Raw genomic sequence first — 12,362 nt, 5'->3', positions numbered from 1 at the left:
TGATAATGATTACTGAACAAAGTCATTATTCCTTATGGGAAAAAGAGTTAACTTTACTTTTTCCTTTTTGTTCAATGGGTGGATGGCGTTAGTTGAAGGATCATAGAAATGAACAGACTTTTTTATAAAAGAATGAATCAATTAAATAAAGTAAGAGCGTGTTTCGAACAATTTCAGAACACATAGGTCATTTATCTCTTTGTTCTGTACCCATTAAAGATTTCCACAGTACTAGGTCAATCTATCTTGTTTCTCGTACAGAAAAGATAGGACGAGCTCTTTTTTAAACATTTATGACTTAGCCCCCATATCTATCACCCTAACAAAAAAGGTTACCCAAAAACTATAAAAATGAACTTCGGTGCTGTAAAAAACACAAAATTATCGTTTAGGGGCTTCTTTAAAGTCTTAGCTTGATAGCGATGGTGTACCGCCACATTGCTATCAAGCTAAGGCTAAGAAAGGGCAGTTTCAGAAGGGATTTTTTCTTATTCTAAAAACCAGTGCAAATCATTGGGGATTCTGCATATCAAATAAATCCTAACGGGTTTCATTTTTAAAATTAAGCGGCTTAATTATCAGACATGGTCCAATTGTAAACGACACCTAATATATTAAAGACTGTTTTCTCCCTGTATCGATGGGGATTTTCGTCCGTTTCGCTGTAAGAGTTTCAGCAGGCGAAGAAGAATGTTTGAAAATCTAATATTTTTTAGAATCGTAACCTTTATAGGTGGAGTTGTATTAGTAAATTCATGATAGCTATAATAAAAATTTTTAAACAATACCAATTAATTTTGTATTTTAAAATTAATACTTGCAAATCCAATACAATCTGTATACAGATTGTATACAAAATGTAACGAGAGGTGAAAATGATGGCAGAAACATATCGTAAAGCTAAGGTATTAAAATTTCTAGACAAATTACGTGAAATGAAAGAGATGAATATAAAATATTCACAGATGTATTTGATAAACTTAAAAGAATTAATTCCTCATATGGAGAATGATATATTTTTTCTGGAAAATGTAGAAGAAATAGAAGATATTTTAGAAAATCTACAGTTTAAGAAAGAGGAAGAAAATATTGTTTTATCAAGAGAGCAACTCATGTTTTTTAAGGAAGCAACTAATGCTATAACAACAATCAAAGATATCAATATTATTTTGGAAGAAGCTGGAGAGTTTTTTGACTTAGATATTCCTGAAAGAAAAGTGAAATCTGGAATGGTAAATTACAAAATTCAATCCATTGATCCAATGGATATGACTGGTATTAAAAAGCAATATTATATTATGTTAGGGGAAATTGGTGTATCATACCCTGATGGAACAGGCGATGAAGAATTTGTAGCGGCTGCAAATAAAGTATTTCTGGAGTATGTTACACATAATGATATTACAAAAGTAGATGATGGTTTTATTGTTTCGCTACCGGTATTTGCTTCTCATCAAGTGATAAAAGATTTAACGAATGCAGATTTAACAGTTCTTGCAATGATTCCTATAAAAGAAAAAGAATAAGAAGTCATAGAAAATAAGTAAATGGCTGAATTGAAAAATCAAGTATTAGAGATTTTAGAGGAAATATGTGAAACCGATATAATAAAAGAAAGTCCATAAAAAGCTTTGAATTTCTTGAGCAAATAGTTATAATTCATCAAATACAGAAATAGACATACAAAAATACCACCCTTTCCTATGATTCTACAGAAAGAATAGCGTATTTTTTATTTTAGGGGGATTTTTGAAGAAGGAATTAATACAATATGTAAAAATACTCTGCTATCTAGTGAACAGTTTTATACTTTCCGAATAATAGTCAAATAAATGGATGATACTATACTTATATAATCATTATCAGGAGAATCTGCAGATTTGCAGGTCCTTTTTTATTTTATCGAAAGTAAACTTTTAGCCAGCAGTTTATTTTCCTACTATTGATTTTTATACGTATTTGGTGAAAAATCAAGGAGCTGCAAAAAAATACTATACCGAAAGTTCGGTATAGTAACGTGCATATAAAAGATTCCATCTTGGTATATCTCCGAAAGAGTCATAAAAATCTATGTTTTTTTAATTCAGTTGTAAACTACAAAACTTCTTTTTAAAGAAATGTATGTACATACAAATTATATTTTATTCCATAACTCTCTAACTTTTGTTCACGATAGTCTGATATTGAAAAAATATAATATTTGGTACGACATCACTTTGTTTTTTTATAAAGTTTTGTAATTAAACTATAATATTGTATTTTTTTTGTATTATTGAAATTAGTAATAATAAAATGTATTATTGAAAAGCACAATTTATAATTCAAGTAATCAGGACTATGCGCCCATTATAATTTGAACATTCAGAAATTATAATATTGTCTAAAAATGAGGTGAGATTCATAGAAACAGTACATATTAAATGGTATGGAATGTATAGTATAAATGATTTTTATAATAGGGAAGAAGCTTCTAAGAAGGGGATATTTGCAATCTCTAGAGTATGTGCTAAGAGTGTAACATTGCTATATATAGGACAAACCAAAAGAAGCTTTATACAAAAGATAAGGGAACTTAATAAGGAGTGGCCTTTCGATGAGAGCGAATTAAAGATTACATTAGGAATAATAGAATTTCCTAGTGGTGAAATTTACTCTGAAAAGAAGGTAAAAGAGATAAAATCCCTTTTGATTTTACGACATACCCCATTAGAAAACGAAACATCTTTATTATACTATAGAGGGAAATTTAATTTAAAAATTATAAATAAGGGAAGAAGAGGTTTAATTGTTAAAAAGCTTTCTACAGGAGATCTAATATGGACATAATTGGAATCACCTTTGAATAAAATTGAAAGTTTCTTAAGTGCAGAAGCTTATCTATTTTTAATGTATTAAACTATTTTGAATAACATATGTCAGATACTTGAAAAAACACAAATTTTATTATGATATGAAATCCTGTATGGAAAGTGTAGTTTATTTCTATTGTTTAATAAAAATATTAAGAATTTTAGGGATAATACATAAAGAGTAGAGGAGAAAGTAAACACGGAGGTTTGAAGAATGGGACAAGTAAGCAGATTTCAAGAAAAACAACAGAATCGTCGTCAAAAGGCAATTTTTAATATTGCATTTACTTTGGTATTAGTGACAGTTGGTATAGTGACATACCAATTGTTTACCCCTTCTAATACATCAACGAAAGCAATTGCTCAAGAAAAGAAAGTAACAAAGATAGAAGAGAAGAAAACTGAAGATAAAGAAACAGCAAAGATAGAAGAGAAGAAAACTGAAGATAAAGAAACAGCAAAGATAGAAGAGAAGAAAACTGAAGATAAAGAAACAGCAAAGATAGAAGAGAAGAAAACTGAAGATAAAGAAACAGCAAAGATAGAAGAGAAGAAAACTGAAGATAAAGAGGCAGCACAGCTAGAAGAGAAATCAAAAACAGAAAAATCGGTAAAAACGAACGGAACTGAAAATAATGAGGAAGAAAAAACGGCATCTCAAGAAAAGGGTTCTCAAACTAATCCTTCTTGGAAGCCAATTGGTACCGAGCAAGGAGCAAAACCTGAAATGAAATTTAAAGAAGGAACAGTAGATTGGAGTGAGATGAAAAAAGCAATTTCTTATGCTGTTGATGTTCCAGAGAGCCAATTGATTTTCGATTTTATTGGGAATAATGGTAATAATAAAGCCTACGGTAATGTACGAGATAAGCAAAATAATAAAAAATATAAGGTTAATATTGATTGGGTAGAAAATCAGGGGTGGAAACCAGTATCTGTACAAGTGGTAAGATAAATAATAGAAATGTAATGATGTAAATCAGCTGTCCATATGGACAGCTGATTATTTTTTTTGCTTAGCGTATTTTTTTGAAAATGCTGGTGGTACCTCGTTGAGAAACATGAATTAAATCTATATTTTGTTTTATTTACCTCACTACTTTATCCATAACTTCTTTATATTTATAATAGTAATTAGTTTCAAATAAATAGTTGTAGGGAAGAAAATGTTCCTTGTAAGTAGTAAGCATCCTTTGCAATTTTACTTTATAATTATTTATAAAAAAGAAAAGACACCCTAAGGTGCCTTCCTTCGACTTGAACCATCTTAATTTTAATAATATATTGGACTCCCATCCAAATATTATTTTACCATGTTAAATTGTTTTATTCATTGAGAAATATAGTTTCATTTTATATTTAAAAGAATTCTATAGGCTAGAACCACCTATTAATTAGGGGGAACTGACATGTTAAGCTAATATTATAGTACTTCTAGAACGGAAATTTTTTTAAATATGTATACGAGCCACATACCAAAAAAAAGACACTCTCAAGAGTGCCTCTCCTTAGCAGCCGAATCCGCCGCCCCAACAGCTAGCGCCAACGATGATTAATAAGATGAAGAGCACAACAAGTAAGGCAAATCCGCCGCCGAAACCACAGCCTCCACCACAACTACCGCCATAGCCCATATTAACTCCTCCTTCCATAAAGACCATTTATTAATGGATTTAATTTAATTTATGTTTTTAAGGATGAATGGAGCAGGTCCTTAAAAAAATAAAAGGATTTTAGAAGTTAAAAAGAGTTGACGACCTTATTTTTGTCACCGGTATCCCCCCTTCTACATATTGTATTTTATTCTGTGTATTGGGGGAAGGAGGATCTTATGGCTAATTCTGAGATGATTTTACGTTTACTTACGGATTTAAAGATTGAACAACAATTGTTGAAAGAACAGTTAGAGAAAATGCAAACAGCTGTGACTATTCTTGAAGAAAAATCAGTGACGCTTAAAGAAAAACCAGCGACGCTTAAAGAAAAAACAATGACTCCTGAAGAAAAACCATCTGTTACAAAGCAAAGAGCTTTTTCTGGACGCCCAACATCCTTTCGTGATTGGAGAGCATCTAGTCAAAAAAATTAGGGAATGTTATGTGAAATGATAAATGAAAAAGTACAGTCTGCTGTAGAAAAGACTGTACTTTTTTATGTTAGTAGAGAATGTTAAGGGAGACGTATTTATTTTGCCTATTCCAATTCCACTTTTAATTGGAGCTCTTTATCTAACTTATCATTATTAAATTTTAAAGTTAATCCTCGCGTGTTTTTCGGTACATCGAATACAATGTTTCCGTCCGAATGTTCATCAGGGTTAACAATACCAAATTTAAATGTAGACGTATTTGCAGCTTTAAGTACGGATTGATATTCATTAGAAATGTGATATTCTCTTCCAAATCCATCAATTAATTTAAAGTTGTTAATATCTAGTGTAATGGGTTCTTCTTTACGATTATAAACTGCGATGTCTAATACTTTAAAGACACCTTGTGCTTTAACTTCTCCAGTCCCTATAACATCTAATGACTCGGCAGATCCCATTGACATGTATACATCAGAGGAATCTACATTGGTAGGAAGTTCTTTTTGCGAATCCTTGCTGCTAAGTTTGTCATTCTCTGTTTTTTTAGAAGTCGCCTGCTCATTTTTCGCAGGCGTATCATGTGAACCGCAAGCTGATACTCCAAACAAGAATGTGCTACATAATAATGAGGCTAATAACTTTTTGTTCATCGTTTCTTCCTTCCAAAATAGAAGCACTTTAATGAGTGCTATATATTTGTCTTTATATGTATTACATTTTATATCTTATTATATTAATTTTGGAAGGAAAAGGGGAAATATTGTGCATTTCTCTGATTCGAGTTATTTATCCGTCTAAAAGTTGAAATTAAAATGAGCCCCATAAATGATAAACCATTCCACTAACAAAAAACACTAATCCTAAAAATAAAACAATTAAAGCAAGTATTCCATTTTTATTATGTTCCATAAAATTAGCTCCTTTTTCATTTACTTACATACAAAAAGCCTTTAGTCGTAATTATGGCTAAAGGCTTTGGTCATTATACTTTTGTGGTCAATATTACTTTATTTAGCTGTATCTGAGTAATATTCCTCAGCACGAAACTCTTTAATAAGTGATATTTCATTTGTATCTGGATTAAACTTAAATATTTTAATTTGATTTGATTCGTCTTTGTATGCAAATGTATTCTCACCAACTTGGGTCATATTGCTGGTGTTTAAGATAGGATCGCTACCGTGATCAGTAATTTCTACAGTTTTCTCCCGGTCCCAAAACGCAATGACAATAATCAAAATGATAAGACATACCCGTATAAAACGTAATTCTCTTGCAACAGGATGTTCCATCTGTTAGTCTCCTTTACTGTTTGATAGAGTCTGTTTATAAAAGAGATAATTCCTAGGAATATAAATAAAAAAGACACCGTAAAGTGTCTTTTTTATTTTAGTTATGCGCATTACTTAATAAGACGCTAGTTCCTCAGTCTGGCTATGAGTAACTATGTAGGGTAATTCCATTATAACATTTTAACCAGTAATGGGTCTATATGGAATTTTGTTGATTTTCTTTTTGATTATTCAGAATGACTTGCCAAGTATTTGGATGAGGAAAGCAGTGAGACAGAAGCGACTAAACATGTTTTAGAAGAGTGTCTTCTTTTTTGTATCATTGTGAGTAAAGTGTAGAGTTATATTTCCCTTTACACAAACATAACGGTATAATATAGTTAAGTAAACTTAACTATTAAGCAAAACGAAATAAAAGCATGGAGGATGCTATGACTAGAACGTATAAAGAAGTAATTAATGAAATGAATCGAGCCTATACGGAACTCTATATTTTACTATTTCAAGATTTAAAGGATGAGTTCGGTCTTACTGGGCAGCAAGAGAGCATGTTATTTCATATTCATTTAAATGAAAACACGACAGCAAATAACATTGCGAGTACGTTTAATATAACGAAAAGTGCTGTGAGCCAAGTTTTATCGAAATTGGAAAAGCAACAGATGATTTCGAAACAAGTGAATCCTAACAATAAAAGGGAGTATTTCCTTACGATCGGTCCAAACGGTAGTAAATATATCGAAAGATTGTCTGAGTTAGATGATGTATTGATCGAGAAATATTTCTCGAAAATTGATATTGGAGCGTTGCAGCAAATGACTGATACGTTAACGAAAATAAATAAAGTGATATTGGAAGAAAAGCAGAAGGATCTTGAGTCTAATGAGTAAGAATGAAGATGAAGCAATTAGTAGAAAGGAGGAGAAGCGTGTGATGAGTTACATACCAAATATGATTACGATAGCAAATTTTGTGTGTGGGCTTTTGGCTATTCACGCTGTTTTCGTTCACGATATGCATGGTGCAGTTATGTTCATTATTACAGGTATGGTATTTGATCTGTTTGATGGTATGGTCGCTCGGAAACTAGATGCTGCTTCGGAAATAGGCGGAGAGTTAGACTCATTTGCGGATTTAGTGACCTTCGGTGTGGCACCATCTATTCTTGCCTATAGTGTCGCTTTAAAAGATTTGCAGTTTATCGGGATGATATGTGCGCTCGCTTATAGTATTTGCGGAATGCTGCGGCTTGCTAGATTTAACACGCAACAAAGCAAACTCCCAACATTCATCGGAATGCCCATTCCATTTGCGGCAATGTGTCTCCTCATTTTATGCCTCCTAAATAACCCAGTTTCCGTGGCATTTGGCACATGCGTACTCGCTTATTTAATGGTGAGTAAAATCAAATTCCCTCATTTTAAAAAAGATATATCGGAAAGCTTGAAGTCCGAAAGATGGGATTAATAGGAAAGATAAGGAGCATAATATGATTCGTATGGCATTAAGATCATTCAACATACAAATATATTGTTTATTAGGCGTGATGTTATTGGGATGGTTGCTGACACCTTTTCCAGCCCAGTTTGTAGGGATAAGCATCGGCCTTTTAGTGAGTATGTACTGCGCCTGGATTTTAGGAAGGCGTATCGAAAAGTTCGGAAATAGCATCGTAAAAAAAGAAAAAGCACCAATGCTCGGCATGATGAATCGGTTTGCAGCCGCCATACTCGGTGCGATTATTATGTATGAAATTGAACACCGTGAGTACATGTGGACATTTGCAGCTGGAATTATGGGTGGGTATTTCCTGATTATTATTAATTTGGGCTATTACAGTATGAGGGATGAGAAGAAATAAAGTGCTGTGTAAATAACTAATTTGGATGATTTGAATGTAAAAGCCTCAAAACTTTCTTTTCTAGAGAGCTTTTTATTACAAAGAAAAGACACCCATATAAGAGTGTCTTTTCCAATAGTTTTTTAGCAGAAGCAAGAAGCTCCAACAATGATTAATAAAATAAACAATACAACTAGTAAAGCAAAGCCGCCGCCACAACCACTACTACAACTACCACCAAATCCCATAATAGTTCCTCCTTTAATAAGAGGGGAAAACAAGGGGTCACTCATGTATTTTAATGGATTCAACTTACTTTATGTTTTTTACACAATAATTGAGCAGGTCCATTTGCAAATAAAGAAAAGACACCCTAAGGTGCCTTCCTCCGACTTGAACCATCTTAATTTTAATAATATTGGACTCCTGTCCGAATATTATTTTACCATGTTAAGTTGTTTTGTAAAATGTTCCATATCGATAATTGCAATAAACGTTTTAGTTTTGGAGTTATGTATCTGTCTAAACGTTGAAATTAATAAAAGTCCGATTGGTGAGGGCTGATTAAAGTTTCACTTTATCGAATTTGGAACTGAAAATGTACTAGCTTGATAATGAAGCCTGGCTATTAGAATTGAAAAATTTTAGTTTTATTATAATTAATAGAAATGAGAGTAGTGTGAATATAAAGCCGCTCCAAATAAGCTGGTGAATACCTAAGTTTGAAATGAACCAGCCTCCAATAGTGGTTCCTAAAGTAATTCCGAGATTTGAGAACGAAACGAATAGACTGTTACCAAATTCAGGTGCTTCTTTAGCTTCACTTATTAACCATGTTTGACCAACAATTAATCCACCAGCATGTACGATTCCCCAAATGAATACTATAAAAATCATTGGAACAGGGTAGGAACCTAAATAATAAACCAATATGTAAACAATAGAATATAGAATAGGGAATGATATTACAGTGTTTATTATGCTTTTTTGCAGGAGACCACCAAATAAATGATTACCTAAAATCATAACTATACCAAATATGAATAGCATGATACTGATGAGAGATCCATTCATGGAAGTTACTTTTGCAAGGTACTCGGCGAAGTAGCTGTATACGGAAAACATGGCTGCAAAAAGGAATGTGACGGTTAAAATATTTAACCATAATCCTGGTTTGCCGAGTATACGAATTTGTTTGCCGAAAGACATTTTTTCTTTAACAGGCATAGAAGGAAGTAGGAGTAGTATTCCAATGAATGCAAGAGTGTTAACGAATGCTCCGAATAAGAAAGCCATTTCGAGTGAAAATTGGTCTGCAAGGTAAGAGGTTAGTGGTATACCTAAAGCGAAACCAACAGTAATTCCCATGAAAACTTTTGTAACTGCTTGACCGCTCTTTTCTGGAGGGACAAGTTTAGCAGCTGTTACAAGAGCGATTGAAAAGAAGAGTGGATGAAGCGCTGCCGGTAAAATACGAAAAACAAGCATGACTTCAAATTGTGTTGTATAAGCGTAGATTAAATTTGAAATAACAAATGTGAAAATTGCTGTTAATAAAATTATTTTGCGATTAATACTAGAGACGAGCAGAATTAAAAACGGACCAGAAATAGCAACAACTAGTGCAAATATACTTACTAAAAATCCAGCTTGTGTAGTTGAAATTCCGAACTTTTCAGTGATTTGTGGTAATACGCCGACAATACCCATCTCGGTAGTAATAATTCCGAACACACCTATTGCGAGTGTCAGAATAAGTAAAGGATTTACTTTTTTCATTTATAAAACTCTCCATTCGTATCAGTATTTTGAAAGTAAATTCATTAACAAAGAAGCATTATTATAAGCATGATTGGATGCCAATATTATCAGGAGTATGTAATCTGAAATACAATAACAGATATCTAAATAACTAGATATGATATATTAAAAAAAATTCTCCTTTCGATGTTTCTTGCTTTTACAGGCAGTGCAATTTATAAGAAGTCATTGGATACCTGTAAAAAAGCAGAATGTGTGAAAGCTAATAATCAATTAGTATGCTGATTGATTATTAGCTTTCATTTTATAATTCGTTTTGGACGTATTCAGAAAACTCTCGTATTGTTTTTTCATTTCGACGATAGTAGGTCCATTTTCCAATTCGGTCAGACTCTAGTAAGCCTGCTTTTTTCATAGTTAATAAATAACTAGAAATAACCGATTGAGCTAAGCCAGTTTTAAGCTGGATATCTCCTACACATACTCCAACTTGAAAGTTAAGGTCTTGTTCTAGGTAAGGTTTTTCGTCGAAATGGTTTTCTGGATTTTTTAACCATGATAAAATTTGACATCTTGTTTCATTTGACAATGCTTTATAAATTAATAAAGGTTCCATAAGGATATTATATCTACTTTTATAGATTTGTAAATGGGTTTTAGTGATTTTAAGGGAGGAAGGTATAGTTGATCCCCTTGAATAGGAATAAGATGCTCTTGATTTGTACCCTTTGTAAAGGACATTATAAAAAAAATCGGTAACCTAAAAAAGATGATTTCTGTATGCAAACAGGAGTCATCTTCTGTACATTCTATTGATAGCAAGAGTGATTATAGTACGTCATATATTTCTTAATTTCATGTTTTAACTGAACAAACGATTCACATGATTTTATATATGCTTCATCGGTTAAAGTATTACGAGGATTACGTGCAAAAATGATAATATTGTTAAGTGTAAGCATACTGTTGCCTAGCTATCAATGGTGGATTCCTAAGAAGAGTAATAATAAAACCCAACTGAAGATTTAAGAAAAATTTTATGTTTACCCCACTTTTTATTTTAAAAGTTTCTCCTATCCTATAAACAACAAAGTCATAGATGAAATTGTAAAGTTAGGGGATTCTACATGGATACAGGAGTTTTGATGAGTTATTTGTATACTTATTTTTTTACTATTATGTTTTGTATTGTGTTTCAAATTGGATTTTATTTTAAAGCGAAAAGAACTATATCTATTCTGCATTTTTTGTGGGTATATGTTTTTCTATTCTACCTTTCGCTAGTGTATAGGGTGACGCAGATCGCGACTGTATGGGATATAAGTAGATATGAAACGTGGATTCGTGTAAGTCAAATCAACTTGACTCTATTTGATACGGCAGGTAGTACGACGTATCTTTTGAACATTGTACTGTTTATGCCATTAGGTTTTTTATTACCGACTATTTGGTCGCAGTTTAGAAAAATGAAAAACACCGTATGTGCGGGATTCTTTTTTTCATTGGCAATTGAGTTAAACCAATTATTAAATAATAGAATTACAGATATTGATGATGTATTTACGAATACCCTTGGGGCAATTGTGGGGTATGTAATATATAGAGTTTTATTTAAAATGTTTAAAATGATATGTAAAAGAGAGGAAAAAAGGCTTGATACGAACTCTTCTTTAGTTATAAAATACGAGGCTGTTTTTTGTTTAGTTTTTTCATTTGTAGGTGCGATGTTCATTTATTATCCTGGAGACATGTAAGCCGGCGATCTATTCTAGTTCTTCTCGCTTATACACGGTAAAATATGAATTGTTCATCCTTTTTTCTAACTTAATAGATACAGTTTATGTATGACATGATAGGCAGGTGTAAATGTGTTAAATGTTCAATTATCTCAATACTTACTAAAAGAGTCTAAACCAGCTCTTCATACAGATGAAAAACGAGTGTATATGTTAAAAGATGAAGGGCAATCACCGTATCCTATTTATTTAAATCACCCTATTATGATAGGAATGGGAACGAATTTGAATCTGCATACAGGATTTGAAGAAATCATTAAAGGATTTATAGGCGCACATAACAAATTTCCTATGTATATGTTATTTGAAACTTATTTATGTAGAGACTTTATTGAAGGGTTTTTAGAAGAGAATAAACTTCATTTTGAGCTAGTTTTTACTAATAAGAAAAAGGATACGAACTTTTTTAAAGTGTGCATTACCAATAGTGATGATATAACCACACTTATGAAGTATTTCTTCCAATCAGCACAAGATTCTCTCTATACGCTATTAAGCTATTCAGCAGACTGTAAGATTATCAGTAATCGTACTGGTGGGATTGAAATAAAAGCGGACAGTTTCTATCCAAGCTTTTCATTTATGTATGATGCGCAAGAATTATTTATTATTGGTGGAGAAGAAAAATGGTCTGATATCCATTATATAAAAAGATTTTTCCATCTTGAGCAGATTACAGATGAGCTAATTATTGATTTAAGAAAATGAGAGACGAGAGAGAATAAATGAAAAAAC

The 12,362-nt window shown here is 32.1% G+C and carries 15 protein-coding genes and 1 pseudogene; 9 read left to right on the top strand and 7 right to left on the bottom strand.

Translation table 11 applies throughout. The features are described from left to right. Positions 1-875: 875 nt before the first annotated feature. The 3 genes from QCI79_RS07980 to QCI79_RS07970 all read left to right on the top strand — a co-directional run bounded on the left by QCI79_RS07980 (position 876) and on the right by QCI79_RS07970 (position 3,804). A complete protein-coding gene (locus QCI79_RS07980; protein WP_002100801.1) occupies positions 876-1,526 on the top strand; it encodes a glycoside hydrolase family 18 protein in 651 nt (216 codons plus the stop codon). A gap of 865 nt (positions 1,527-2,391) precedes the next feature. Continuing rightward, positions 2,392-2,826, top strand: a complete 435-nt coding sequence (locus tag QCI79_RS07975) for a hypothetical protein (RefSeq protein ID WP_002100802.1) — start codon at positions 2,392-2,394, stop codon at positions 2,824-2,826. Positions 2,827-3,063: 237 nt separating this feature from the next. Next, complete coding sequence (locus QCI79_RS07970) at positions 3,064-3,804, top strand: YrrS family protein (RefSeq protein WP_000532036.1); 741 nt, start codon at positions 3,064-3,066, stop codon at positions 3,802-3,804. Between the two features lie 553 nt (positions 3,805-4,357). Here the strand turns inward: QCI79_RS07970 and QCI79_RS07965 are convergent. Next, positions 4,358-4,483, bottom strand: coding sequence for a YjcZ family sporulation protein (locus QCI79_RS07965; protein WP_000540377.1), 126 nt, complete (start codon positions 4,481-4,483; stop codon positions 4,358-4,360). A gap of 197 nt (positions 4,484-4,680) precedes the next feature. Here QCI79_RS07965 and QCI79_RS07960 point away from each other — a divergent pair, with 197 nt between their 5' ends. Next, positions 4,681-4,938, top strand: a complete 258-nt coding sequence (locus QCI79_RS07960; RefSeq protein WP_000013694.1) for a hypothetical protein — start codon at positions 4,681-4,683, stop codon at positions 4,936-4,938. 104 nt (positions 4,939-5,042) lie between these two features. On the opposite strand, the gene QCI79_RS07955 is transcribed toward QCI79_RS07960, so the two are convergent. After that, positions 5,043-5,588, bottom strand: coding sequence for a DUF4352 domain-containing protein (locus tag QCI79_RS07955; RefSeq protein ID WP_021728576.1), 546 nt, complete (start codon positions 5,586-5,588; stop codon positions 5,043-5,045). Between the two features lie 357 nt (positions 5,589-5,945). After that, positions 5,946-6,230 carry a YmzC family protein gene (locus QCI79_RS07950; RefSeq protein WP_000400966.1) on the bottom strand — a complete coding sequence of 95 codons (285 nt, stop codon included), beginning with the start codon at positions 6,228-6,230 and terminating at the stop codon, positions 5,946-5,948. A 431-nt stretch (positions 6,231-6,661) separates the two neighbouring features. Here QCI79_RS07950 and QCI79_RS07945 point away from each other — a divergent pair, with 431 nt between their 5' ends. The 3 genes from QCI79_RS07945 to QCI79_RS07935 are packed head-to-tail and all read left to right on the top strand — an operon-like array spanning position 6,662 to position 8,091. Continuing rightward, positions 6,662-7,120 (top strand): MarR family winged helix-turn-helix transcriptional regulator, encoded by a 459-nt coding sequence (locus QCI79_RS07945; protein WP_000198950.1) that lies wholly within the window; start codon positions 6,662-6,664, stop codon positions 7,118-7,120. Next, a complete protein-coding gene (gene pssA, locus QCI79_RS07940; protein ID WP_000041621.1) occupies positions 7,113-7,697 on the top strand; it encodes a CDP-diacylglycerol--serine O-phosphatidyltransferase in 585 nt (194 codons plus the stop codon). The genes QCI79_RS07945 and pssA overlap by 8 nt, the downstream gene beginning before the upstream one ends. 22 nt (positions 7,698-7,719) lie before the next feature. After that, positions 7,720-8,091 carry an ATP synthase subunit I gene (locus QCI79_RS07935; protein WP_000620582.1) on the top strand — a complete coding sequence of 124 codons (372 nt, stop codon included), beginning with the start codon at positions 7,720-7,722 and terminating at the stop codon, positions 8,089-8,091. A 122-nt stretch (positions 8,092-8,213) separates the two neighbouring features. Here the strand turns inward: QCI79_RS07935 and QCI79_RS07930 are convergent, their stop codons facing one another. From QCI79_RS07930 to QCI79_RS34970, 4 genes and pseudogenes are all read right to left on the bottom strand, one after another. Further along, positions 8,214-8,318 carry a YjcZ family sporulation protein gene (locus QCI79_RS07930; protein ID WP_000505689.1) on the bottom strand — a complete coding sequence of 35 codons (105 nt, stop codon included), beginning with the start codon at positions 8,316-8,318 and terminating at the stop codon, positions 8,214-8,216. Positions 8,319-8,673: 355 nt separating this feature from the next. Next, complete coding sequence (locus QCI79_RS07925) at positions 8,674-9,849, bottom strand: MFS transporter (RefSeq protein ID WP_000757551.1); 1,176 nt, start codon at positions 9,847-9,849, stop codon at positions 8,674-8,676. A 286-nt stretch (positions 9,850-10,135) separates the two neighbouring features. Further along, positions 10,136-10,447 carry an ArsR/SmtB family transcription factor gene (locus tag QCI79_RS07920; protein WP_000433539.1) on the bottom strand — a complete coding sequence of 104 codons (312 nt, stop codon included), beginning with the start codon at positions 10,445-10,447 and terminating at the stop codon, positions 10,136-10,138. A 193-nt stretch (positions 10,448-10,640) separates the two neighbouring features. Further along, positions 10,641-10,742 (bottom strand): annotated as a pseudogene (locus tag QCI79_RS34970) (TetR family transcriptional regulator); the annotation flags it as partial. Between the two features lie 216 nt (positions 10,743-10,958). Between QCI79_RS34970 and QCI79_RS07915 the strand changes: the two are divergent. Together QCI79_RS07915 and QCI79_RS07910 are read left to right on the top strand one after the other, a co-directional pair. After that, positions 10,959-11,585, top strand: coding sequence for a VanZ family protein (locus tag QCI79_RS07915; protein ID WP_000379423.1), 627 nt, complete (start codon positions 10,959-10,961; stop codon positions 11,583-11,585). A gap of 114 nt (positions 11,586-11,699) precedes the next feature. Further along, positions 11,700-12,335, top strand: a complete 636-nt coding sequence (locus QCI79_RS07910; RefSeq protein WP_021728753.1) for a hypothetical protein — start codon at positions 11,700-11,702, stop codon at positions 12,333-12,335. Positions 12,336-12,362: the final 27 nt, after the last annotated feature.

The sequence above is a fragment of the Bacillus cereus group sp. MG1 genome (genome assembly GCF_040460035.1).
GTDB lineage: Bacteria > Bacillota > Bacilli > Bacillales > Bacillaceae_G > Bacillus_A > Bacillus_A cereus.
This window is presented reverse-complemented; position numbering and strand designations above follow the sequence as displayed.

Excerpts from the sequence above, each read along its gene's own strand:
- QCI79_RS07955 (WP_021728576.1), bottom strand. The coding sequence starts at position 5,588 with ATGAACAAAAAGTTATTAGCCTCATTATTATGTAGCACATTCTTGTTT.
- QCI79_RS07920 (WP_000433539.1), bottom strand. The coding sequence starts at position 10,447 with ATGGAACCTTTATTAATTTATAAAGCATTGTCAAATGAAACAAGATGT.
- QCI79_RS07925 (WP_000757551.1), bottom strand. The coding sequence starts at position 9,849 with ATGAAAAAAGTAAATCCTTTACTTATTCTGACACTCGCAATAGGTGTG.
- QCI79_RS07930 (WP_000505689.1), bottom strand. The coding sequence starts at position 8,318 with ATGGGATTTGGTGGTAGTTGTAGTAGTGGTTGTGGCGGCGGCTTTGCT.
- QCI79_RS07935 (WP_000620582.1), top strand. The coding sequence starts at position 7,720 with ATGATTCGTATGGCATTAAGATCATTCAACATACAAATATATTGTTTA.
- QCI79_RS07915 (WP_000379423.1), top strand. The coding sequence starts at position 10,959 with ATGGATACAGGAGTTTTGATGAGTTATTTGTATACTTATTTTTTTACT.
- QCI79_RS07970 (WP_000532036.1), top strand. The coding sequence starts at position 3,064 with ATGGGACAAGTAAGCAGATTTCAAGAAAAACAACAGAATCGTCGTCAA.
- QCI79_RS07945 (WP_000198950.1), top strand. The coding sequence starts at position 6,662 with ATGACTAGAACGTATAAAGAAGTAATTAATGAAATGAATCGAGCCTAT.
- pssA (WP_000041621.1), top strand. The coding sequence starts at position 7,113 with ATGAGTAAGAATGAAGATGAAGCAATTAGTAGAAAGGAGGAGAAGCGT.
- QCI79_RS07980 (WP_002100801.1), top strand. The coding sequence starts at position 876 with ATGATGGCAGAAACATATCGTAAAGCTAAGGTATTAAAATTTCTAGAC.
- QCI79_RS07950 (WP_000400966.1), bottom strand. The coding sequence starts at position 6,230 with ATGGAACATCCTGTTGCAAGAGAATTACGTTTTATACGGGTATGTCTT.
- QCI79_RS07960 (WP_000013694.1), top strand. The coding sequence starts at position 4,681 with ATGGCTAATTCTGAGATGATTTTACGTTTACTTACGGATTTAAAGATT.
- QCI79_RS07965 (WP_000540377.1), bottom strand. The coding sequence starts at position 4,483 with ATGGGCTATGGCGGTAGTTGTGGTGGAGGCTGTGGTTTCGGCGGCGGA.